We start from the raw sequence: 26,505 nt of genomic DNA on the forward strand, positions 1-26,505 counted from the left end.
TTTCGCTGTTCAGGGCACATGTCTGGCTATTTGTACAGAAGCGGAGAGTGGCATGGCGAATTCCTCCGAGGAGCTCATCGCGGCACTGCGTGAGTCCCTGAAGGAAAACGCGCGGCTGGAGCGGCGGAATAGCGAGCTGGTGGCCGCCGCGACCGAGCCCGTCGCGATCGTCGGCATCGGTTGCCGCTTTCCCGGCGGGGTGCGCACGCCGGAGCAGCTGTGGGACCTGGTCGCCAGGGGCGGCGAGGGCGTCTCGGACTTCCCCGACGACCGCGGCTGGGACCTCGGCTCGCTGTTCCACCCCGATCCCGACCACCGCGGCACCTCCTACACCAGCCGCGGCAACTTCCTGCACGACGCCGCCGAGTTCGACCCGGAGCTGTTCGGGATCAGCCCGCGCGAGGCACTGGCCATGGACCCGCAGCAGCGGCTGCTGCTGGAGGTCGCGTGGGAGGCGTTCGAGCGCGCGGGCATCGACCCCGGCTCGGTGAAGGGCAGCCCGACCGGGGTGTTCGCGGGCCTGATGTACAACGACTACGGCCAGAACCTGGGCGAACTGCCCGAGGGCGTCGAGGGTTTCCTGGGCACCGGCACCACCGGCAGCGTGCTGTCCGGGCGGATCTCCTACACCTTCGGGCTCGAAGGCCCCGCCGTCACCGTGGACACCGCGTGCTCGTCCTCGCTGGTCGCGATGCACCTTGCGGCGCAAGCACTTCGCACGGGGGAGTGCTCGCTGGCCCTCGCGGGCGGCGTGACCGTCATGTCGGTCCCGGACACCTTCGTCGACTTCTCCCGCCAGCGCGGGCTCTCCGTCGACGGCCGTTGCAAGTCCTTCGCCGCCGCGGCCGACGGCACCGGGTGGTCCGAGGGCGCGGGAATCCTGTTGCTGGAGAAGCTTTCCGACGCCGAGCGCAACGGGCACCCGATCTTCGCCGTGCTGCGCGGCTCGGCCGTGAACCAGGACGGCGCGTCGAACGGGCTCACCGCGCCGAACGGTCCCTCGCAGCAGCGGGTGATCCGCCAGGCCCTGGCCAACGCCGGATTGGGACCGTCCGATGTGGACGCCGTGGAGGCACACGGAACGGGCACCGTGCTGGGCGATCCGATCGAGGCGCAGGCGCTCTTGGCTGTGTACGGCCAGAATCGTTCGGAGCCGTTGTGGCTCGGTTCTCTCAAGTCCAACATCGGCCACGCCCAGGCCGCCGCCGGGGTCGCCGGTGTGATCAAGACCGTGATGGCGCTGCGCCACGGTGTGCTGCCGAGGTCGCTGCACATCGACGAGCCCTCGCCGCACGTGGATTGGACCGCCGGAGCCGTGTCGCTGCTGACCTCCGAGCGCGAGTGGCCCGCGGTGGACCGTCCGCGCCGCGCGGCCGTGTCGTCGTTCGGGATCTCCGGAACGAACTCGCACGTGATCCTGGAGCAAGCGCCTGCCGAGTCTTCTTGGACGGTCGTGGCTCCTCCTGTTCTGCCGCTGGTGGTTTCGGGCAAGACTCCTGCGGCCCTGGAGGCTCAGACCTCGCAGCTGAAGTCCTTTGTGGACAGCAACGACTCCGTGTCCGATGTGGACATTGCCTTCTCCCTGGCCACCACGCGCGCGGCACTGGACGAGCGCGCGGTGTACCTCGGCGATCTCTCCGGCGAGCCCGTCGCGCGGGGCCGGGTGGTGAAGGGCAAGACGGCGTTCCTGTTCACCGGCCAGGGTTCTCAGCGTCGCGGGATGGGTGCGCAGCTGCACGCCGCCTATCCGGTGTTCGCCGCCGCGTACGACGAAGTGCTGGCTCTGCTGCCACCGCTCTCTGATGACTTGGACCAGACCGGGAACGCGCAGCCCGCGATCTTCGCGCTGGAGGTCGCGCTCTACCGGCTGGTGGAGTCGTGGGGCGTGAAGCCGGACTTCCTGGTCGGGCATTCGATCGGTGAGCTGGCCGCCGCCCACGTGGCCGGGGTGTTCTCGCTGGAGGACGCCGCGCGGCTGGTCACGGCCCGTGGTCAGCTGATGCAGGCTTTGCCCGGCGGTGGAGCCATGATCGCCATTCAGGCGACCGAGGACGAGGTCCGCGCGCACGACGTGGACATCGCGGCGATCAACGGGCCCCGCGCGGTGGTGATCTCCGGTCTTGAGGAGACCGTGCTCGCGGTCGCGGAGCAGTTCGCGGACCGCAGGACCAAACGGCTCTCGGTGTCGCACGCGTTCCACTCGTCGCTGATGGACGGCATGCTCGCGGACTTCGCCAAGGTCGCGATGTCCGTCAAGTACGCCGAGCCGACCGTGCAGATCGTGTCCAACGTGACCGGGACGGTCGCGAAGGCCAGCGAGCTGATGTCGGCCGAGTACTGGGTGCGGCACGTGCGCGGCGCGGTTCGCTTCGCGGACGGGATCGCGACCTGCGCGGAGAAGGGTGTCACGCGCTTTCTGGAACTCGGTCCCGACGGAACGCTGTCCGCGATGGGCGCGGACTGCGCGACGGGCACCTTCGCGCCGGTGCTGCGCAAGGACCGGCCCGAACCCGAAGCCCTGGTCGCCGGGGTGGGGCAGGTGTTCGCGGCCGGAGCGGCGGTGGACTGGAACTCGGTGTTCGCCGGTACTGGGGCCCGCCGGGTCGACCTGCCGACCTACGCGTTCCAGCACCAGCGCTTCTGGCTGAAGCCCGATCGGTTGGAACGCGGTTCCTGGCGGTACCGGGTTCGCTGGGACGCGATCAGTGTGCCGCGTTCGTCGCTGGGTGGCACGTGGGCGGTCCTCGGAGCCCCGGAACTCGAAGCCGCGTTGACCGCGAGGGGCGCGCGGATCTCGCAGGACCTCTCCGAAGCGGACGCGATCGTGTCCGTCGGAGCTGATCTGGCTGAGACGCTGGCGATCGTCCAGCAGGCGAAAGTCCCGGTCTGGAGCGTCACGGTCGGGCAGGCTCCCGAGCAGGCGCAGGTGTGGGGCCTCGGCCAGGTCGCCGCACTGGAGCATCCGGAGCGCTGGGGCGGCCTGGTCGCACTCCCGGCTACGCCGAGCGAGCAGGACTACGAACAGCTGGCCGACGTCCTCGGTGGTACCGAGACCCAGGTGGCCATCCGTGAGAACCAGGTGGTCGCGCGTCGCTTGGTGCACTCGGTTCCAGGTGCGGCGAAGCGCGAGTGGAAGCCGGGCGGCACCGTGCTGCTGACCGGCGGCACGGGCGCGCTGGGGTCGTTCACCGCTCGGTGGCTGGCCCGCAACGGTGCCGAGCACCTGGTGTTGTTGTCCCGCCGAGGAAACGACGCTCCCGGTGCGGCGGAGCTGAGCGCGGAGCTGGCTGAGCTGGGTTCGCGCGTGACCGTGGCCGCCTGCGACGCCGCCGACCGCGACGCGCTGGCCGAGCTGATCGACAAGCTGCAGGCGGACGGCGAGACCATCCGCTCCGTCATGCACATCGCGGGCGTTGTCGACGACGGGCCACTGGACGCGCTCGACGTCGCACGCCTCGAAAGCGTGCTCCGGCCGAAGGTCGTCGCCGCGCGGAACCTGCACGAACTGACGAAGTCCCTGGAGCTGGACGCGTTCGTGCTGTTCTCCTCGCTGGCCGGGGTCTGTGGCAACCCGGGGCAGGGCGCGTACGCGGCGGCCAACGCCCACCTCGACGCGCTCGCCGAGCAGCGGCACCTGGACGGCCTGCCAGCGACCTCGATCGCGTGGGGCGCCTGGGCCGAAGCCGGTATGGCCAGCTCCCTGGACGATGAGCTGCGGCGCTTCGGGATTCGGCCGATGAACCCCGAGAAGGCGTTGGCGGCACTGCAAACCGCGCTCGACCAGCAGGACGTCGCGGTCACCGTCGCGGACATCGACTGGAGCCTGTTCGCGCCCAACGTGCCCGGCACGCTCTTCGACGCGCTCCCGGAAGCCGCCAAGCCCGTGCTCACCGAGGACGAGTCGGCCGCGTTGCTGCGCAAGCTCGACGGCGCTCCCGAGGCCGAGCAGACCCGCGTTCTCGTCGAGCTGGTCCGGGCGCGGGTGTCCACTGTGCTCGGTCACGCCACGACGGCGGCTGTGCAGCCGGAGCGCGCGTTCTCCGAGCTGGGCTTCGATTCGCTGACCTCCGTGGAGTTCCGCAACCGGCTGAACGCGGCGACCGGCCTGGTGCTGCCTTCCTCGCTGGTGTTCGACTACCCGACACCCGTTGCCCTGGCTACGTTCCTGCGCGAGGAACTGACCGGAGTGGACAGTGACGGCGACCATCTTCTTGACCGGCTCGAGGACACGCTGTTGGCCCTGCCGCCCGGTGACGCGCTGCGCGAGCGGCTGATCGGGCGGCTCAAGGCCCTCGTGTCCTCCTCGTCGCCGAGGGAGGAGGAGACCGACCTGATCGACTCCTTGCGGTCCTCCTCCAACGACGAACTCTTCGACTTCATCGACAAGCAGCTCGGAAATTGAGTAGTGGGGATCTCTGATGTCTTCTGTAACTGGCGGGACACCCGCACCCGGTCGGCCCGCGCGTGCGGGAACAGAATCGCACGCCGGAGCCTCCACTGCTGACAACAACAAGCTCCGGGACTACCTCACCAGGGTCACGGGCGAGCTGCACACGGCCAAGCTGCGGTTGCGCGAGGCCGAGGAGAAGGACTTCGAGCCGGTCGCGATCGTCGGCATGGCCTGCCGCTTCCCCGGAGCGGACTCGCCGGAGTCGTTCTGGCGGATGATCGCCGACGGCGTCGACGGCGTCTCCGAGTTCCCCACCGACCGCGGCTGGGACCTGGATCGGCTCTACAACCCCGATCCCGACAACCTCGGCACCTCCTACGTGCGCAGCGGCGGATTCCTGACGGCGGCGGGGGAGTTCGACGCCGAGCTGTTCGGGATCTCCCCGCGCGAAGCCCTCGCGATGGACCCGCAGCAGCGCCTGCTGCTGGAGACCTCGTGGGAGGCCTTCGAGCGCGCGGGCATCGACCCGACCTCGCTCAAGGGCAGCCGGGCCGGGGTTTTCGCGGGCACCAACGGCCAGGACTACGGCCGGACGATCTCCGAGCCCATGGAGGGCATCGAGGGCTACCTGGGCACGGGAATCTCCGGCTCGGTCCTGTCCGGTCGACTGTCCTATGTGTTCGGTCTGGAAGGCCCTGCGGTCACCATCGACACGGCGTGCTCGTCCTCACTGGTGGCGATGCACCTTGCGGTGCAAGCACTTCGCTCTGGCGAGTGCTCGCTCGCGCTGGCCGGTGGTGTCAGCGTGATGTCCGGTCCGGACGCCTTCGTCGAGTTCTCCCGCCAGCGCGGCCTCGCCCGCGACGGCCGGGTCAAGGCGTTCTCCGCCTCCTCCGACGGCACCGGTTGGGGTGAGGGCGCGGGCATGCTGCTGTTGGAGAAGCTCTCCGACGCGCGCCGCAACGGACACCCCGTGCTGGCCATCCTGCGCGGCTCCGCGGTGAACCAGGACGGCGCCTCCAACGGCCTCACCGCGCCCAACGGTCCTTCGCAGCAGCGCGTGATCCGCCAGGCCCTCGCCAACGCGCGTCTGTCCACTAAGGACATCGACGCCGTTGACGCGCACGGCACCGGCACCACGCTCGGCGACCCCATCGAAGCCCAGGCACTGCTGGCCACCTACGGCCAGGGGCGCGCTGAGCCCCTGTGGGTCGGCTCGGTGAAGTCCAACATCGGTCACACGCAGGCCGCCGCCGGTGTGGCCAGCGTGATCAAGATGGTGATGGCCATCCGGCACGGCGTGCTGCCGCAGTCGCTGCACATCGACGCGCCGACGCCGCACGTCGACTGGACCGCTGGCGCCGTTTCCCTGCTCTCGTCCGCCCGCTCGTGGCCTGCGGTGGACCGTCCGCGTCGCGCGGGCGTTTCGTCTTTTGGCATCTCTGGCACCAACTCGCATGTGATCGTCGAGCAGGCGCCGGACTTCGTTGAAGATGATGAGCCGACCGTCTCGTTGCTCGGCCCGCACGTTCCGTGGATCGTCTCCGGCAAGACGCCTGAAGCCTTGCAGGCGCAGGCCGCTCGCCTTCTGTCCGTTGTGGACTCCTGCGATCCGGTTGATTTCGGGCGGGCGCTGGCGTCGACGCGGGCTCGGCTGGAGCACCGCGCGGTGGCCTTCGGCGTTGAGCAGTTGCGCGCTCTGGCGGCTGGTTCTTCGGGCGTGGTGACCGGGCAGGCCACGGGCGGTCAGCTCGCGGTCCTGTTCACCGGCCAAGGCTCGCAGCGCTTGGACATGGGGAAGGCGCTCTACGAGGCGTTCCCGGTGTTCGCCGCCGCGTACGACGAGGTCGCGGCCCTGTTGCCTCCGCTCACCGGCGACCTCGATCAGACCGGTAACGCGCAGCCGGCGATCTTCGCGCTGGAGGTCGCGCTCTACCGGCTGATCGAGTCCCTGGGCGTGCGCCCGGACTTCCTCGCCGGGCATTCGATCGGTGAGCTGGCTGCCGCGCACGTCGCGGGCGTCTGGTCGCTGGAGGACGCTGCGAAGATCGTGACCGCTCGTGGTCAGCTGATGCAGGCTCTGCCCAGAGGCGGAGCCATGATCGCGATCCAGGCCACTGAGGACGAGGTTCGGGCCGTTCTGGTCGAGGGCGTGGACATCGCGGCGATCAACGGGCCTCGCGCCGTGGTGATCTCCGGTGTCGAGGAAGCCGTGCTGGCGGTTGCCGCGCAGTTCAAGGAACGCAAGACCAAACGGCTCTCGGTGTCGCACGCGTTCCACTCGGGCCTGATGGACGGGATGCTGGCCGAGTTCGGCGAGGTCGTCGCCTCGGCGGTTGCGTCGGCGCCGACCATCCAGATCATCTCCACCCTCACCGGCCGTGCCGCGAGCACCGAGGAACTGTCCTCTGTGGACTATTGGGTGCGGCACGTGCGCGAGTCGGTGCGCTTCGCCGACGCCGTGGTCACACTCGGAGAAGCCGGGGTCACGAAGTTCCTGGAGCTCGGCCCGGACGGCGTGCTCTCGGCGGCGGGCGCGGACAGTGCGGACGGCACGTTCATCTCCGCGCTGCGCAAGGACCGCGACGAGCCGCAGACCTTCGTGACCGCGCTCGCTTCGCTGTTCGTCGACGGCGGCCACGTCGACTGGGCGGCGGCCTTCGAAGGTCCGGCCCGGCACGTCGATCTGCCGACCTGCGCGTTCCAGCGCCGCCACTACTGGTTGCCGATGCAGCGCGCCACCGGTGACGCGTCCGGCCTGGGCCTCGGTTCCCTCGATCACCCGCTGCTCGGCGCGTCGGTGTCGCTGGCCGACGCTGACGGGTTCCTCTTCACCGGGCGGCTTTCCACCTCCACGCACTCCTGGCTCGCTGATCACGTCGTCATGGGCGCGATCGTGGTACCGGGTACCGGGCTGGTGGAACTGGCCGTGCGCGCCGCAGACGAGGTGGGTTGCGGCGTCCTCGAAGAGCTGACGTTGCAGGCCCCGCTCGTGCTGCCCGAGGAGGGCGGTGTTCAGGTTCAGCTCGCCGTCGCGGTTCCTGATGAAGCTGGTCGGCGCGCGCTGACCCTGCACTCCCGTCGTGACGACGGCGAGTGGACCTTGCACGCCATCGGTTCTGTCGCTCCCGTCGCGGCTCCGGCGGACTTCGACTTGACGGAGTGGCCGCCTGCTGGCGTGACCGCCGCCTCCGTTGACTCGCTGTACGACGACTTCGACGCCACAGGTCTGAGCTATGGCCCGGCTTTCCGTGGTCTGACCGCCGCGTGGACCCGGGGCGAGGAGATCTTCGCCGAGGTCGAACTGCCCGAAGCCGTTCAGGGGGAAGCGGGCAAGTTCGGTCTGCACCCGGCGCTGCTGGACGCCGCCCTGCACTCGCTCGTCGTGGGCGAGTCCGCCGATGAGGGCGCGCGGCTGCCGTTCGCGTGGAGCGGTGTGTCGCTGCACGCCTCCGGAGCATCCGCGCTGCGCGTGCACGTGAAGATCACGGGCAAGGACGTTGTGTCCCTGCGGGTCGCGGACACCACGGGCACCCCGGTGGCCACTGTGGATTCTCTTGCGCTGCGCGCGGTGTCGGCTGAGCAGATTCAGGCTGCGGGTGCTGGAGAGCAGGATTCGCTCTATCGCGTTGACTGGACTCAGGTTCCGCTGGCACCAGGTTCCGTTCCGGCTTACCAAGTTCACCGCGTTGTCGGCGAGGACGGCGATGTCGTCAGCGCCACGCACACGGCGACGCACGACGTGCTCCGGGTGCTTCAGGATTTCCTTGCTGCTGAAGGGGATTCGAAGCTCGTCATCCACACCACGGGCGCGGTCATGGACGTCACCGACCTGCCCGCCGCGGCGGTGTGGGGCATGGTGCGCGTCGCGCAGGCCGAGAGCCCCGACCGCGTCGTGCTGATCGACGCCGAGGACTCCGCGAAGTTCGACGAGATCGTCGCCAGTGGCGAGGCCCAGGTCGCGGTGCGCGGCGCCGAGGTGTTCGTGCCGCGCCTGGCCACGATGGCGGGCAGCGGCGTGATCGTCCCGCCCGCCGAGAAGACCTGGCGCCTTGGCATGTCGGGCAAGGGCACCCTGGACCACCTGGTACTGGAGCCCATCGAGCAGCGGCCGCTGGAGCCGACGCACGTGCGCATCGGCGTCCGCGCGGCCGGGGTGAACTTCCGCGACGTGCTCAACGTCCTCGGCATGTACCCGGGCGACGCCGGCCTGCTCGGCAACGAGGTCGCCGGTGTCGTGCTTGAGGTCGGCTCCGACGTGACCGACCTCGCGCCCGGCGACAAGGTCATGGGCCTGGCGTTCGGCGGTATCGGGCCGATGGCGGTCACCGACCGGCCGATGCTGACCCGTGTGCCGAAGGGCTGGAGCTTCGAGGAGGCCGCCTCCGTTCCGCTGGTCTTCCTCACCGCCTACTACGGCCTGCGCGACCTCGGCGGGCTGAAGGCGGGCGAGTCCGTGCTGATCCACGCCGCCGCCGGTGGTGTGGGCATGGCCGCGACGCAGATCGCGAAGCACCTGGGCGCGACCGTCTACGGCACGGCGAGCAAGGGCAAGTGGCACGTCCTGCGCGAGCAGGGCATCGAGCACATCGCTTCCTCGCGCACAACGGACTTCGAGCAGGAGTTCCTGTCCACTTCGGACGGTCGCGGCGTCGACGTGGTGCTGGACGCGCTCGCGGGCGAGTTCGTGGACGCCTCGCTGCGGCTGATGCCGCGCGGCGGCCGGTTCCTGGAGATGGGCAAGACCGACATCCGCGAGCAGGAGGAGATCGACGAGCAGTACCCGGGTGTCCGGTACCAGGCGTTCGACCTGATCGAGGCCGAGGCGTCGCGCGTCGCGCAGATGTGGGCCGAGCTGATCGAGCTGTTCGACGCCGGCGTCCTGAAGCCGCTGCCGATCAAGACCTGGGACGTTCGCCGTGCCCCTGAGGCGTTCCGGTTCATCAGCCAGGCCAAGCACATCGGCAAGGTGGTCCTGACCGTCGAGCGCGGTCTCGACCCCGAGGGCGCCGTGCTGATCACCGGCGGCACCGGCGGGCTCGGGAAACTCTTCGCCCGTCACATGATCACCGAGCACGGCGTGCGGCACCTCGTGCTGACCAGCCGTCGCGGTGCAGACGCCCCTGGCGCTTCCGCGCTCGTCGAGGAGTTGTCCTCGCTCGGCGCCTCTGTGCGCGTCGCTGCCTGCGATGTCGCCAACCGGGACGCTGTGTCGGATCTGCTGGAGGGGATTCCGAACCTGACCGGCGTGATCCACACCGCCGGTGTGCTCGACGACGGCATGATCACCTCGCTCACCCCGGAGCGCGTGGACACGGTGTTCGGGCCGAAGGTCGACGCGGCGTGGCACCTGCACGAGCTGACCCGAGACCGCGACCTCGCGATGTTCGCGCTGTTCTCGTCGGCGGCCGGTCTGCTCGGCAACCCCGGCCAGGGCAACTACACGGCGGCCAACGGGTTCCTCGACGCGCTCGCTTCGCTCCGCCGTGACCAGGGGCTGCCCGCGCAGTCGCTGGCGTGGGGCCTGTGGGTCGGCGGTATGGCGGGCACGCTGTCCGAGGCCGAGCTGGCGCGGATGAAGGGCTCCGGCACCGGCGCGCTCACCCACGAGGAGGGCGTCGAGCTGTTCGACGCCGCGCACGCGACGGGGCTTGCCGTCGCGGCGCCGATGAAGCTCGACCTGCCGGAGCTGGAGGCGTTCGCGCGCACGGCTTCGCTGCCGCCGCTGCTGCGCGGCCTGGTGCGGGCGACGCGTCGTGCCGCGCAGTCGGGGGAGGCGCAGGGTTCGTCGCTGGCGAAGCGCCTCGCCGGGCTCACCGAGGCCGAGCAGGACCGCATGCTGCTCGACCTCGTGCGTACCCAGGTCGCGTTGGTACTGGGTCACGTCACGCCGGAGACCGTCGAGCCGGGCCGCGGCTTCATGGAGATCGGCTTCGACTCGCTGACCGCCGTTGAGCTGCGCAACCGCCTCGGCACCGCGACCGGGCTGCGCCTGCCGTCGACGCTGATCTTCGACTACCCGACGCCGGTCGCGCTGACCGGGTACGTGCGCTCCGAGCTGGTCGGCGCCACCGGACTGTCCACTGTGGTCACCTCGACGGTGGTGTCCGACGAGCCCATCGCCATCGTCAGCACCTCCCTGCGCTTCCCCGGCGGCATCGACACGCCGGATGCCTTGTGGCGCTTCGTCATGGGCGGCGAGCACGCGATCACCGACTTCCCTGCCGACCGTGGTTGGGACCTGGACGGCCTGTTCAGCACGGAGCCCGGCAGGCAGGGCACCTCCTACGCGAAGACCGGTGGCTTCCTGCACGAGGCCGCCGAGTTCGACCCGGAGTTCTTCGGGATCTCCCCGCGCGAGGCCCTGGCCATGGACCCGCAGCAGCGCCTCATGCTGGAGGTGTCGTGGGAGGCCATGGAGCGCGCGGGGATCGACCCGGCGACGCTGAAGGGCTCCGCGACCGGTGTCTTCGCGGGCGTGATCTACAACGACTACGCCTCGCGCCTGACCGCGGTACCAGAAGAGATCGAGGGCTTCTTGGGCACGGGTGCCTCGATGAGCATCCTGTCCGGTCGCGTCGCGTACACCTTCGGTTTCGAAGGGCCCGCGATCTCCATCGACACCGCGTGCTCGTCGTCGCTGGTCGCGATGCACCTCGCCGCGCAGGCGCTGCGCAGCGGGGAGTGCGACCTCGCGCTCGCGGGCGGTGTCACGGTGATGTCGGTGCCGGACCCGTTCATCGACTTCAGCAAGCAGAACGGCCTCGCGCCGAACGGGCACTGCAAGTCCTTCTCCTCCTCCGCCGACGGCACCGCGTGGTCGGAGGGCGCGGGCCTGGTGATGCTGGAGCGCCTCTCCGACGCACAGCGCAACGGCCGCCAGATCCTCGCCGTGCTGCGGAGTTCGGCCGTCAACCAGGACGGCGCGTCCAGCGGCCTGACCGCGCCGAACGGCCCCTCGCAGCAGCGGGTCATCCGCCAGGCGCTCGCCAACGGTGGACTGTCCACTTCGGACGTTGACGCGGTCGAGGCGCACGGAACCGGGACCAAGCTCGGCGATCCCATCGAGGCCCAGGCGATCCTCGCGACCTACGGCCAGGACCGCCCCTCGGACCGGCCGCTGTGGCTGGGCTCGATCAAGTCCAACCTCGGCCACACGCAGGGCGCCGCGGGCGTGATCAGCGTGATCAAGATGGTGGAGGCCATCCGGCGCGGGGTCCTGCCGCAGTCGCTGAGCATCGACGAGCCGACCCCTCAGGTGGAGTGGTCGACGGGTGCCGTCACCCTCTTGACGGAAGCCGTCAAGTGGCCCGAGGTCGACCGTCCGCGCCGCGCTGGCGTGTCGTCGTTCGGCATGAGCGGCACCAACGCGCACGTGATCATCGAGCAGGCTCCCACCGTGGTGGAGTCTTCGGCCCCGCGTGTTGCTCCTGCCGTGCTGACCTGGCCGTTGTCCGCGCGCACCGCCGACGCGCTCCCGGCGCAGGCCGCGAAGCTGCGCGATCACCTCGCGGACACCGACCTCGACCCGCTCGACATCGCGTTCTCGCTGGTCACCAAGCCGCGTCACGATCACCGCGCCGCCGTCGTCGGGGCTTCTCGCGATGAGTTGATGGCCGCTCTGTCGGCGCTCGCTGACGGGGACGTGGCGGTTCGCGGACGCGCGGGCAGTGGCCCGGTCGCGTTCCTGTTCACCGGCCAGGGTTCTCAGCGGGTCGGCATGGGCGAGGCGCTGTACGCCGCCCACCCGGTGTTCGCCGCCGCGTACGACGAGGTCGCGGCGCTGCTGCCGCCGCTATCGGGGGACCTCGATCAGACCGGGAACGCGCAGCCCGCGATCTTCGCGCTCGAGGTCGCCCTGTTCCGGCTGCTGGAGTCGTGGGGTGTGCGGCCGGACTACCTGGTCGGGCACTCGATCGGTGAGCTGGCCGCCGCGCACGTCGCCGGGGTCTGGTCGCTGGAGGACGCTGCTCGGGTGGTGGCCGCTCGCGGTCGCCTGATGCAGGCTTTGCCCAGCGGCGGAGCCATGATCTCGATCCAGGCCGCTGAGGACGAGGTGCGTGCACGGCTCGTCGAAGGCGTCGACATCGCGGCCGTCAACGGCCCGCGTTCCGTGGTGATCTCCGGAGACGGTTCGGCCGTTGAGGCCGTCGCCGGGCACTTCGAGAAGACCAAGCGGCTGGCGGTGTCGCACGCGTTCCACTCGGCGCACATGGACGGGATGCTGGAGGAGTTCCGCGCGGTACTGGATTCCGTGACGTACTCCGAACCGACGATTCCGCTGGTGTCCAATGTGACCGGCGCACTCGGCACGTCGGTGACGGAACCGGGGTACTGGGTTCGGCACGTTCGGGACGCGGTGCGTTTCGCGGACGGCATGGCCGCTCTTGAGGCGGCCGGAGTTCGGCGCTTCGTCGAACTGGGGCCGGACGGCACGCTCTCCGCGATGGGTGCGGGCTGCGTCACGGACGGGGTGTTCATCCCGGTGCTGCGCAAGGACCGCGACGACCTGGTCAGCGCGACGACCGCGCTCGCCGCGTTGGACGCCAATGGGATCTGCGTGGACTGGGCGGCCCTCTACTCCGAGACCGGCGCGCAGCGCGTCGACCTGCCGACGTATGCCTTCCAGCACAAGCGCTACTGGGTCAACTCGCCGTCGACTCCTGGCGACGCCACCGGTCTCGGTCTCGGCGCGGCGGCGCACCCGCTGCTCGGCGCACTGGTCACGCTGCCCGACAGCGACGGCCTCGTGCTGACCGGACGTCTTTCGCTGGACTCGCACCGCTGGCTCGCCGACCACGCCGTCATGGGCTCGGTCCTGTTGCCCGGCACGGCTTTCGTGGAGCTGGCCGTGCGCGCGGGCGACGAACTCGGGCTCGGCTCGGTCCGCGACCTGACGTTGCAGGCTCCGTTGGTGCTGCCGGAGAGCGGTGGCGTGCAGCTGCGGCTGACCCTCGACCCGGCGAATCGCTCCTTGTCGATCTACTCGCGTCTCCAGGACGCCGTTGGCGAGCCGTGGACGCTGCACGCCACCGGTGTGCTCGGCGACGCGGGCGCCGCCGACTTCGACCTGGCCGACTGGCCGCCCGCCGGGGTTTCGGCCATCGACGTCAGCGGTTTCTACGCGGACGCGGCGAGTACCGGCTTGAACTACGGCCCGGTCTTCCAGGGACTGAGTTCCGCTTGGCGGCTCGGCGACGAGATCTTCGCCGAGGTCGCACTGCCCGAGAACGTGTCGGCGGACGGTTTCGGCATGCACCCGGCACTTCTGGACGCGGCGCTGCACGCGATCGGGCTCGACGGCCAGGAGCAGGCGCGGCTGCCCTTCGCGTGGAGCGGCGTTTCGCTGTACGCCGAGGGAGCCACGGCGCTGCGCGTCCGCGTCACTCCGGCGGGCTCGGGCGTTCGGCTCCAGCTCGCGGACGGCACCGGCGCTCCGGTCGCATCGGTGGACACCCTTGCTCTGCGGGCGGTTTCGGCCGATCAGTTCCGGGCTCGGATCGATTCGCTGTACACGCTCGACTGGATTCCTGTTACGGCTTCCGGCGAGGTGTCCGCGCAGGTTCACTCCGCTTCGGATGTGCACGAAGTGCTTGGTGTGCTTCAGGAATGGCTCGCGGGAGACGAGTCGCCGCTTGTTGTTCGCACCGAGGGCTTCGCCACTGATCCGGACGTGGCGGCGGTGTGGGGCCTGGTTCGCTCCGCGCAGTCCGAGCACCCCGGGCGGTTCGTGCTGGTGGACGGCCCCTCGTCGGCGGTTGGCGCGGCGGTGTCCACCGGCGAGCCGCAGATCGTTGTCCGCGACGGAGAGCTGTTCGCTCCGCGCCTCGTGCGTGCCACGGTTCCGGAGAACACCGACTGGGCGGTGTCGGGGACGGCGCTGATCACGGGTGGCACCGGCGGACTCGGCGCCGTGGTGGCCAAGCACCTCGTGACCTCGCGTGGTGCCCGAGACCTGGTGCTGACCAGCCGTCGCGGTGCTGACGCGCCCGGCGTGTCGGCCTTGGTCGAGGAGCTGAGCGACCTCGGTGCCTCGGTTCGGGTCGAAGCCTGCGATGTGGCTGACCGGGACGCGCTTTCGGCTCTGTTGAGCGGAATTTCGAACCTCACCACCGTGGTGCACGCGGCGGGTGTGCTGGACGACGGCGTGATCACCGCGCTCACCCCCGCGCGGCTGGACACCGTGCTCGGACCGAAGGCGGTCGCCGCGCGGAACCTGCACGAGCTGACGGAGAACCTGGAGCAGTTCATCCTGTTCTCCTCGGTCTCCGGCGTGCTCGGTGGGCCCGGCCAGGGCAACTACGCCGCGGCCAACGCCTACCTGGACGCGCTCGCCTCGCTCCGTGCGCGGCAGGGGCTGCCCGCGACCTCGATCGCCTACGGCCTGTGGACCACGGGCATGGGCAGCTCGATCGACCTCGCCCACACCGGCTTCGCCGCACTGGAGCCCGCCGAGGCGCTGGCCCTGTTCGACGCCGCTTGCGCGGGTGGGGCCCCCTTGACGGTTCCCGTCAAGCTCAACCTGTCCGCGCTGCGCAACGGCGACGTGCCGCACGCGCTGCGCTCGCTGGTGCGCGTCAGCAACCGCCGCGCGGCGCAGGCTCCGGAAGCCGCCGGGCTGCGACAGCGCCTCGCGGGCCTGTCGGAGGCGGAGCAGGAGCGGGTGATCGTCGAGCTGATCCGCACCCAGGCCGCGCTGATCCTCGGCCACGACCCGGCCGCGATCGAGGCGGAGCGCGCGTTCAGTGACGTTGGCTTCGACTCGCTCACCGCCGTTGAGCTGCGCAATCGTGTCGGCGGCACAACAGGCCTGCCGCTGTCCGCCACGCTGATCTTCGACTACCCGACGCCGCTCGACCTCGCGCGCCACGTGCGCACCGAGTTGCTGGGCGAGATCGCCGAGGTCTCCGCCGTCGCGGCGGTCGGCTCGGACGAGCCCATCGCGATCGTCGGCATGGGCTGCCGCTACCCGGGTGGGGTCAGCACGCCGGAGGACCTGTGGCAGCTCGTGGCATCCGGTACCGACGGGGTCTCGATGTTCCCGACCGATCGCGGTTGGGACCTGGAGAACCTGTACCACCCGGACCCCGACCACCAGGGCACCTCGTACACCCGCGAAGGCGGTTTCCTGCACGAGGCCGCCGAGTTCGACCCGGAGTTCTTCGGGATCTCGCCGCGCGAGGCGTTGGCCATGGACCCGCAGCAGCGCCTGTTGCTGGAGGTGTCGTGGGAGGCCATGGAGCGCGCGGGCGTCGACCCCGCCTCGCTGAAGGGGTCTTCGACCGGTGTCTTCGCGGGTGTCATGTACTACGACTACGGCTCGCGGCTGACCACCGTTCCGGACGGTGTCGAAGGGTTCCTCGGCACGGGCACGTCGGGCAGCATCCTTTCCGGCCGCGTCGCGTACACCTTCGGTTTCGAGGGGCCCGCGGTTTCAGTTGATACCGCGTGCTCTTCGTCTCTCGTGGCTCTGCACTGGGCCGCACAGGCACTGCGTTCCGGCGAGTGCTCGATGGCGTTGGCCGGTGGCGTGACGGTCATGTCCACGCCGGACACCTTCATCGGGTTCTCGCGGCAGCGCGGCCTCGCCGCGGACGGCCGCTGCAAGTCCTTCGGGGCGGGCGCGGACGGCACCGGCTGGGCCGAGGGCGCGGGCATGCTCGTGCTGGAGAAGCTGTCTGACGCGGTCCGCAACGGACACCCCGTGCTCGCGGTGGTACGCGGCTCCGCGCTCAACCAGGACGGTGCCTCCAACGGTCTCACCGCGCCCAACGGTCCTTCGCAGCAGCGCGTGATCCGCCAGGCGCTGGCCAACGCGGGCATCACCGCCTCCGACGTGGACCTCATCGAGGCGCACGGCACCGGCACCGTCCTCGGCGACCCGATCGAGGCGCAGGCCGTGCTGTCCACCTACGGTCAGGACCGCGCCGCGCCGGTGTGGATGGGTTCCATCAAGTCCAACATCGGCCACACCCAGGCCGCGGCCGGGGTCGGCGGCATCATCAAGGTGGTCAAGGCCATCGAGCACGGCCTGATGCCGCAGACCCTGCACCTGTCCGAGCCGTCCCCGCACGTCGACTGGTCCTCCGGCGACGTCGCCCTGCTCACCACGGCCCAGGCGTGGCCAGAGGTCGACCGCCCCCGCCGCGCCGCCGTCTCCTCCTTCGGCATCTCCGGCACCAACGCCCACGTCATCATCGAACAACCGCCGACCGTCGCCGCTCCGTCCACTGTGGATGGTCCGGACGGCGCCGTGCTCCTGCTCTCCGGGCGGAGCGAGGAGGCGGTGCACGGGCAGGCGGCGAAGCTGAAGGGGTTCGTCGACGAGAATCCCGAGGCGAAGCTCAACGACGTGGCGGTGTCGTTGGCGGCCAAGCCGCAGCACGAGTTCCGCGCGGCGATCACCGGGCAGCGGGACGAGCTGATGGCGGGGCTCGCGGCGCTGGCGCAGGGTGAGCCCGCGGTGAACGTCGTTCGCGGCAGCGCGGCCGAGGGACGGCTCGCGATGCTGTTCACCGGCCAGGGCTCGCAGCGCGTCGGCATGGGCCGTCAGCTGTACGAAGCCTTCCCGGTGTTCGCCAAGGCCTATGACGAGGTGCGCGAGCACCTTCCCGCGATCGAAGACGGTGAGCTGGACCAGACGGGGAACGCGCAGCCTGCGTTGTTCGCGCTTGAGGTGGCGCTCTTCCGGCTTGTCGAGTCGTGGGGTGTCAGGCCGGACTTCCTCGTCGGGCATTCGATCGGTGAGCTGGCCGCCGCGCACGTCGCGGGCGTCTGGTCGCTCGAAGACGCGGCGAAGATCGTGGCGGCGCGGGGTCGGCTGATGCAGGCTTTGCCCAGCGGTGGAGCCATGATCTCGATCCGCGCTACCGAGGCGGACGTGCTGCCGCACCTGAACGACAAGGTCGGCATCGCGGCGATCAACGGGCCGGAGTCCGTGGTGATCTCCGGCGACGCCAAGGCCGCGAAGAAGATCGCGAAGAACTTCGAGAAGACCAAGCAGTTGACCGTGTCGCACGCGTTCCACTCGGCGCACATGGACGGCATGCTGACGGAGTTCCGGGCGGTACTGGAGTCCGTGACGTACGCCGAACCGACGATTCCGTTGGTGTCGAATGTGACCGGGTACCTGGCGGACCAGGTGACCGAGCCGGAGTACTGGGTGCGGCACGTCCGCGAGGCGGTGCGCTTCGCCGACGGCATGAGCTGGCTGGCCGCCGAGGGCGTGACGCGGTTCCTGGAGCTGGGGCCGGACGGCACGCTCTCCGGTATGGGCGCGACCTGCGTCGACGGGCTCTTCGTCCCGTTGCTGCGCAAGGACCGCGCGGAGGGCGCGTCGGCACGCACCGCCATCGCCGAGCTGCACAACCACGGCGTCAAGGTCGACTGGACGGCGCTGCTCCGTGGCGCGCGGATCGACCTGCCGACGTATGCCTTCCAGCGCAAGCACTACTGGCTGAACTCCGCCGACGCGGCGGCCGATGTGGCCTCCGCCGGACTGGAGTCGCCGGACCACCCGCTCCTGGGCGCGGCGGTCTCGCTCGCCGACGGCGACGGAATCCTGTTCACCGGGCGGATCTCGCTGGGCACCCATCCCTGGCTGGCCGACCACGCCGTCATGGGAACCGTTCTGGTACCCGGTACCGCGCTGGTCGAGCTGGCCGTGCGCGCCGGTGACGAAGCCGGTAGCGGAGTCCTGGAGGAACTGACCCTCCAGGCGCCGTTGGTGCTCGTGGACTCCGCGCCGGTGCTGCTCCAGGTCGCGGTCGGCGCACTCGACGCGTCGCAGCGCCGTTCCGTCGCGATCTTCTCCCGGCAGGGCGACGCGCCGTGGACCGAACACGCGGTCGGTGTGCTGGCTCCCACGGGGCCGACGCCTTCCTTCAGCCTGGCGCAGTGGCCGCCCGCCGGGGCCAGCGCCGTGGACCTCACCGACGTCTACGAGAAGCTGGCGACGAGCGGTCTGGAGTACGGGCCGCTGTTCCAGGGACTGACAGCGGCGTGGACCTCCGAGCAGGAGGTGTACGCGGAGGTCGCGCTGCCCGAGGACACCGACGTTCGCAGGTTCGGTGTCCACCCCGCGCTGCTGGACGCCGTGCTGCACGCGATCGGTTTCACCGAGACCGGACGTGAGGCTTCGGGGGCCATGCTTCCCTTCGCGTTCAACGGTGTCTCGCTGCACGCCACGGGCGCGACGACGGTCCGGGTGCGCATCACCCCCGCTGACGCGACCCCAGGAGGCTTCCGGCTGGAGATCGCCGATGGCGCGGGCGCTCCCGTCGCCGAGGTCGATTCCCTTGTCCTGCGACCGATCTCGCAGGACCAGCTCAAGGCCGCCGGTCCGTCCGAACAGGACTGGATGTTCCGCGTCGACTGGACGCCGCTCGCGATCGGCGAGCCCGTGGAGTGGGTTGCGCACACCGATCTCACCGATCTCATCGATCTCACCGACGAAACCGTGGTCTACACCGTCGCGCCGAGCACCGGTGACGTGGCCGCCGACGCGCGCGCCGTCTCGCACCAGGTGCTGGGCGTGGTGCAGGAGTGGCTCGCCGCCGACCACGACGCGACGCTGGTGATCCGCACGCGCGGAGCGGTCGCGGTCGACGCCGACGTCACCGACCTCGCCGCCTCAACGGTGTGGGGTCTCGTCCGCTCGGCGCAGTCGGAGAACCCGGGGCGCTTCGTCCTGGTCGACGCCGAGGACGACGCGCTCATCGGAGCGGCGGTCGCCACCGGCGAGCCCCAGGTGGCGATCCGCGACGGCGGGCTGTTCGGCTTCCGCATGGCCACCGTGGCCTCCGGCGGATCGCTGCTGCCCCCCGCCGGTGAAACCGCGTGGCGGGTGGATGTGCACACGAAGGGCGCGCTCGACAACCTCGCGCTGCTGCCCGCTCCGGAGATGCTGCGACCGCTCGCGGGTGACGAGGTGCGCATCGGGGTGCGCGCCGCCGGTGTGAACTTCCGCGACGCGCTCAACGTGCTCGGCATGATGGGCGAGGCCGGCATGCCCGGCTACGAGGCGGCGGGCGTTGTCGTCGAAGTCGGTGGCGAGGTGACCGATCTGGCCGTCGGCGACAAGGTGATGGGCATGCTCGACGGCGGGTTCGGCCCCGTCACGATCACCGAGCGCAGCAACCTCGCCCGCATCCCGGACGGCTGGTCCTTCGAGGAGGCGGCTTCGGTTCCGCTGGTGTTCCTCACCGCCTACTACGCGTTGCACGATCTCGCGGGTTTGCGTTCTGGTGAGCGGGTTCTCATTCACGCCGCTGCGGGCGGCGTCGGCATGGCCGCCACGCAGATCGCCAAGCACCGTGGCGCGGAGGTCTTCGGCACCGCGAGCACCGCGAAGCAGCATGTGTTGCGGGACAACGGGATTGAGCACGTCGCGTCGTCGCGGACGTTGGACTTCGAGCAGGAGTTCCTCGCTGCCACCGGCGGGGAGGGTGTCGACGTCGTTCTCGACGCGTTGGCGGGGGACTTCGTCGACGCGTCGTTGCGCCTGCTGCCGCGTGGCGGGCGCTTCGTGGAGATGGGCAAGACCGATGTTCGCGACAGCGCGGAGGTGGCTGCGAAGCACGAAGGCGTTCGCTACACGGCCTTCGAGGTGTTCGAGGCCGGCCCGCAGCGCATCGCGGCCATGTGGTCGGAGCTGCTGGAGCTGTTCGACCAGGGCGTGCTCAAGCCGCTGCCGATCCGCACATGGGACATTCGAGAGGCCCCCAAGGCGTTCCGTTTCATCAGCCAGGCCAAGCACATCGGCAAGCTCGTGCTCACCGTCCCGCGCGAGCTGGACCCGCAGGGCACCGTGCTCGTCACCGGCGGCACCGGTGGGCTCGGCAAGCTCGTGGCGAAGCGCCTGGTCACCGAGCACGGCGTGCGCGACCTCGTGCTGACCAGCCGTCGCGGTGCCGACGCGCCTGGCGCGGCCGAGCTGGTCGCCGAGCTCAGCGAGGCGGGAGCCCGGGTGGAGATCGCCGCGTGCGACGCGGCCGACCGCGACGCGCTCCGCGCGCTGCTGAGCGGTATCGGGAACCTGACCGGCGTGGTGCACACCGCCGGTGTGCTTGACGACGGTCTGGTCACAGCGCTCACCCCGGAGCGGGTGGACAGGGTGTTCGGCCCGAAGGTCGACGCCGCGTGGAACCTGCACGAGCTGACCGAGGACCGCGACCTCGCGATGTTCGTGGTGTTCTCCTCGGTCTCCGGCGTGCTCGGCGGGGCGGGCCAGGCGAACTACGCCGCCGCCAACACCTTCCTGGACTCCCTTGCGCAGCACCGCCGCGCCAAGGGGCTGGCCGCCACGTCCATCGCCTACGGACTGTGGGCGGACGGCATGGGCGGCGCGGAGGAGGCCGCCCGCATGGGCCGCGACGGCTTCGGCGCGCTGGTTCCTGACGAGGGGCTGGCGCTGTTCGACCTCGCTCTCGCCCACGGCGAAGCCGTCGCCGTCCCCGTCAAGGTCGACCTGCCGACGGTGCAGGCCAACGCGCGGACCCAGCCGGTGCCGCACGTGCTGCGCGGGCTGGTCCGCGTCTCGGCGAGGCGGGCCGCGCAGGCGGCCGACACCGCCGGTCTCCGGCAGCGCCTGCTCGCGCTGCCTCTGGCCGAGCAGCTGCGCACGTTGGTGGAGATGGTCCGCGGTCGGGCCGCGATGGTCCTGGGCCACGCCGGTTCGGACGTCGTCGATCAGGACCGGGCGTTCAACGACATGGGCTTCGACTCGCTCACCGCCGTCGAACTGCGCAACTCGATCGGCGCCACGACCGGTCTGCGCCTGCCCGCCACGGTGACCTTCGACTACCCGACCCCGCTGGCGCTCGCGGAGTACGTCCGCTCGGAGCTGCTGGGCTCGGAAACCGAGATCACCGAGGGCTCCGCGTTCACCCGGGACGCCGTGGACGAGCCGATCGCCGTCGTCGCGATGGGCTGCCGCTTCCCCGGTGGCGTCACCACCGCCGAGCAGCTGTGGGAGCTGCTGATGAGCGGTGAGGACGCGATGTCGGGGTTCCCGGACAACCGTGGCTGGGACGTCGAGGGCCTCTACCACCCGGACCCCGACCACCAGGGCACGACGTACTCCACCGAGGGCGGCTTCCTGCACGACGCGGCCGACTTCGACCCGGAGTTCTTCGGCATCAGCCCGCGCGAGGCGCTGGCCGTCGACCCGCAGCAGCGGTTGCTGCTGGAGGTCTCCTGGGAGGCCTTGGAGCGCGCGGGCATCGCCCCGGCTTCGCTCAAGGGCTCGGCGACCGGCGTGTTCGCCGGGGTCATGTACAACGACTACGCCGGGCGGATGAGCCAGATCCCGGACGGTTTCGAGGGCATTCTCGGCACCGGCAGCCTCGGCTCGGTCGCCTCCGGCCGGGTGGCCTACACCTTCGGTTTCGAGGGACCGGCCGTCTCCGTCGACACCGCGTGCTCCTCGTCGCTGGTGGCGGTGCACCTGGCGATGCAGGCGCTGCGCAACGGTGAGTGCGGTCTCGCGCTCGCCGGTGGTGTCACGGTGATGTCCTCGCCGTCGCCGTTCATCGAGTTCTCCCGCCAGCGCGGCCTGGCCTCCGACGGCCGGTGCAAGGCCTTCGCCAACGCCGCCGACGGTGTCGCCTGGGCCGAGGGGGCGGGCATGGTGCTGCTGGAGAAGCTCTCCGACGCCGAGCGCAACGGCCACCCGGTGCTCGCGGTGCTGCGCGGGTCGGCGGTGAACCAGGACGGTGCCTCCAACGGCCTTTCCGCGCCGAACGGCCCTTCGCAGCAACGGGTCATCCGCCAAGCGCTCGCCAACTCGCGCCTGTCCGCGTCGGAGGTGGACGCGGTCGAGGCGCACGGCACCGGCACCAGGCTCGGGGACCCGATCGAGGCGCAGGCGCTGATCAACACTTACGGCCAGGACCGGCCGGAGGACCGCCCGCTGCGCATCGGCTCGGTGAAGTCGCACATCGGCCACACCCAGGCCGCGGCCGGTGTCGCCGCGCTGATCAAGATGGTCAAGGCGCTGGAGCACGGCGTGCTGCCGCAGAGCATGCACATCGACGCTCCGTCCCCGCACGTGGACTGGTCGGAGGGCGCGGTCGAACTGCTGTCCGAAGCCGTTCCGTGGGTCGCCGCGCCGGACCGTCCGCGCCGCGCGGGGATCTCCTCCTTCGGCATCTCCGGCACCAACGCGCACGTGATCATCGAGCAGGCCCCTGCGGTGAAGCCGGTGCGCGCCGAGCGGACCGGCCGCGCTCCTTCTGTTCTGCCGTGGGTGCTCTCCGCTCGCTCGGACGGCGCGCTGCGCGAGCAGGCCGCCCGCCTGCTGTCCTTTGTGGACGGTGGAAACGACCTCGACGTCGCCTACTCGCTCGTGACGACGAGGGCGCGTCTGGACAGCCGTGCCGCGGTGATCGGCACGGACCACCACGAGCTGCTCGCAGGCCTGACCGCGCTGGCGGGCGGTGAGGTCGCGCCGAACGTGGTGCGCGGTAGCGCCTCCGGTGGGCGTCTCGCGATCCTGTTCTCCGGTCAGGGTTCGCAGCGCCTGGGCATGGGAAGCGGCCTGCACGCCGCGTTCCCGGTCTTCGCCGCCGCCTTCGACGAGGTGTGCGAGTTGCTGCCCGGCGTTCGCGAGGTGATCTCCGGCTCCGACGCCGAGGCGTTGGAGCAGACCGGGAACGCTCAGCCCGCGCTGTTCGCGATCGAGGTCGCGCTGTTCCGGCTCTTCGAGTCCTGGGGCGTGCGACCGGACTTCCTGGCGGGCCACTCCATCGGCGAGCTGGCCGCAGCACACGTGGCCGGGGTCTTCTCGCTGGAGGACGCGGCACGCTTGGTCGCCGCCCGCGGTCGCCTGATGCAGGCGCTTCCCCGTGGTGGAGCCATGATCGCGGTGCAGGCCACGGAGGAGGAGGTGCTGCCGCACCTGAACGATCGTGTCGGCATCGCCGCGATCAACGGCCCCACCGCCGTGGTGATCTCCGGTGACGAGGACGCGGTGCAGCAGATCGCCGAGGTGTTCGGCGGGCAGGGACGCAAGACCAAGCGGTTGGCCGTCTCGCACGCGTTCCACTCGGTGCTGATGGACGACATGCTTGAGGATTTCCGCCGCGTCGCGGAGTCGATCACCTATGCGGCACCGCGTATTCCCTTGGTGTCCAACGTGACCGGCGCCCTCGCAACGGACGAGCTGATCGCGAGCCCGGAGTACTGGGTGCGGCACGTTCGCGACGCCGTGCGCTTCGCCGACGGCATCGTGGCACTGGAGAACGCCGGTGTGGCGCGGTTCCTGGAACTGGGTCCGGACGGCACGCTCTCCGCGATGGGCGCTGCGGCTGCCTCGGAGAGGGCCAGCTTCGTGTCGGCGGCCCGCAAGGATCGCGACGAGGCCCGCACCGCCGTGAGCGCGCTGGCGCACGTGGACGCGCTCGGCATCGCGGTGGACTGGGAAGCCTTCTACGACGGCTCCGGTTCGCGGATCGACCTGCCGACCTACGCGTTCCAGCGCAAGACCTACTGGCTGGAGTCGAAGGAGGGCATCGCCGACGCGGCCGACCTCGGTCTGGTCGCGGCGGAGCACCCGCTGCTGGGAGCCTCGGTCGCGCTCGCCGAGGGCGACGGCACGGTCCTGACCGGCCGGATCTCGCTGGGGACGCACCCGTGGCTGGCCGATCACGCGATCATGGGCCGGGTTCTGGTGCCGGGAACGGCGTTGCTGGAGCTGGCGATCCGGGCCGCCGACGAGGTCGGTTGCGCGGCGGTCGAGGAGCTGATGCTCCAGTCCCCGCTGGTGCTGCCGAACTCCGGCGCGGTCGCGATCCAGGTCACCGTCGGCGAACTGGGCGGGGAGCACCGCGCGTTGTCGATCCACTCGCGCCAGCACGACGGCGACTGGACGCTGCACGCGAGCGGTTCCCTCGCGGTGCGGGAGAACTCCGCCGCCTTCACCCTCGCGCAGTGGCCTCCGGCGGGAGCGACCGCGCTCGACATCGATGGCGCGTACGAGGGCTTGGCCGAAGCGGGAATGCAGTACGGACCGCTGTTCCAGGGCCTCAAGGCGGCGTGGTCCCGCGACGGCGAGGTCTTCGCCGAGGTCGCGCTCCCCAGCGCCGACGTGAAGGGTTTCGGCCTGCACCCGGCGCTGCTGGACTCGGCCCTGCACGCGATCGGCTTCACCGGTGGTTCCTCTTCGGCCCGCCTGCCGTTCGCGTGGAACGGTGTCTCGTTGCACGCCACGGGCGCGAGTTCGCTGCGGGTCCGAATCTCACCGACCGGCGGTGACTCCGTCTCGCTGGAGATCGCTGACGGCGTCGGCAGTCCGGTCGCGTCGGTGGAGTCCTTGGCGCTGCGCGAGGTCACGGCCGCTCAGCTCGCCTCGGCCAACCGCGAGTCGCTCTTCCAGCTCGCGTGGCGGCCGGTGACGTCGGTCAACGAGGTGCCCTGGGTGTCCTACGAGGACCTTGACGGGGGAGAAGTCCCTCCGGTCGTGGTGTTCTCGGTGGACGGCAAGGGCGGGGACGTTGTCGCCGAGGCACACGCCTGCACCCGCCGTGCCCTGGAGCTCGCGCAGGAATGGATCGCCTCGGACAACGAATCGATCCTGGTGATCCGCACCGTCGGAGCGACCGGCGGCGGAGACGTCGCTGCGGCCACCGCGCTCGGCCTGCTGCGCTCGGCGCAGACGGAGAGCCCGGACCGGATCGTCCTGGTGGACACCGACACCGCCGCCGATGACCTGATCGGCGCGGCGGTCGGCACCGGGGAGAGCCAGATCGCGGTGCGCGACGGCGAGTTCCACGTGCCTCGCCTCGTCAAGGCGGCAGCGTCCGAGGAGGAGACCGCGGACTGGACCGGCACGGTCCTGATCACCGGCGGCACCGGCGGTCTCGGCGGGAAGCTGGCCGCGCACCTGGTGACCGTGCACGGCGTCCGCGAGCTGGTGCTCACCAGCCGTCGCGGCGAGAGCGCGCCCGGTGCGCTGGAACTCAGGACCACGCTGGAGGAACTCGGTGCCACCGTGACCGTCGCGGCGTGCGACGCGGCGGACCGGGATTCCCTCAGCGCGCTGCTGAGCACCATCCCGAACCTGACCGGCGTGATCCACGCTGCGGGTGTGCTGGACGACGGCGCGATCGGTTCGCTCACCCCGGAGCGGGTGGACGCGGTGCTGCGGGCCAAGGTCGACGCCGCGTGGAACCTGCACGAGCTGGCCGGGGACCTGGAGCACTTCGTGCTCTTCTCCAGCTTCGCCGGTGTGATCGGCGCGCCGGGACAGGGCAACTACGCGGCGGCCAACTCCTTCCTCGACGCACTCGCGACCAAGAGGCGCACTTCCGGCCTCGCGGCCACCTCGCTCGCGTGGGGCCTGTGGGCCGAGGGCATGGGCGGTGCGAAGGAAGCCGCCCGCATGGGCCGGGACGGGTTCGGCGCGCTCGGGATCGAGGAGGGCATGGCGCTCTTCGACGCCGCCGTCGCGCACGGCGACCCCGTCGTGGTGCCGGTCAAGCTCGACGTGAGCAAGCTCGGCGCGGTGCCGCCGCTGCTGCGGGAACTGGTCCGCGCTCCGGGCCGCAGGCTCGCGCAGGCCGCCGTCGAGGGACAGGCCGACGCGCTCAAGCAGCGGCTGGCCGGGCTCTCCGACGCCGAGGCGCTGGAGGTGCTCGTGGAGCTGGTGCGCACGCAGGTGGCTGCGGTGCTCGGCCACTCCTCGGCCGAGGAGATCGAGCCGGGGCGGGCGTTCAGCGACCTGGGCTTCGACTCGCTCACGGCGGTGGAGCTGCGCAACTCCCTCGGCGCGGCGACCGGTCTGCGGTTGCCGACGACCCTGGTGTTCGACTACCCGGCACCGGACGCGCTGGCCAAGCACCTCCAGGCCGAAGTGGTCCCGGCGGCGCCGAGCGGAGCGCCGGTGGTCTCGGAGATCGCGAAGCTGGAGGCGCTGCTCACCTCCGCCGACCCCGCGTCGACCGGCTCGGAGGACGTCGAGCACCGCCTGCGCGCCCTCGTCGCACTGTGGGAGGAGCGCACGCGCGCGGCACGGGGCACGGCTCACTCCGACGACAACGCCGACCTCGACTCGGTGAACAGCATGGACGACATCTTCCAGCTCCTCGACGACGAGCTCGGCGCATCCTGAAGGAGTC

The 26,505-nt window shown here is 70.7% G+C and carries 1 protein-coding gene and 1 pseudogene; both read left to right on the forward strand.

Translation table 11 applies throughout. The annotated features are described in order from the left end of the window. Nucleotides 1-73: 73 nt before the first annotated feature. Nucleotides 74-4,402: pseudogene (locus CCN37_RS23435) on the forward strand (type I polyketide synthase); the annotation flags it as partial. 16 nt (nt 4,403-4,418) lie between these two features. Further along, complete coding sequence (locus CCN37_RS23440; RefSeq protein ID WP_086824662.1) at nt 4,419-26,498, forward strand: type I polyketide synthase; 22,080 nt, start codon at nt 4,419-4,421, stop codon at nt 26,496-26,498. The last annotated feature ends 7 nt before the right edge of the window (nt 26,499-26,505 follow it).

The sequence above is a fragment of the Allokutzneria sp. NRRL B-24872 genome (genome assembly GCF_002155965.1).
Taxonomy (GTDB): Bacteria; Actinomycetota; Actinomycetes; order Mycobacteriales; family Pseudonocardiaceae; genus Allokutzneria.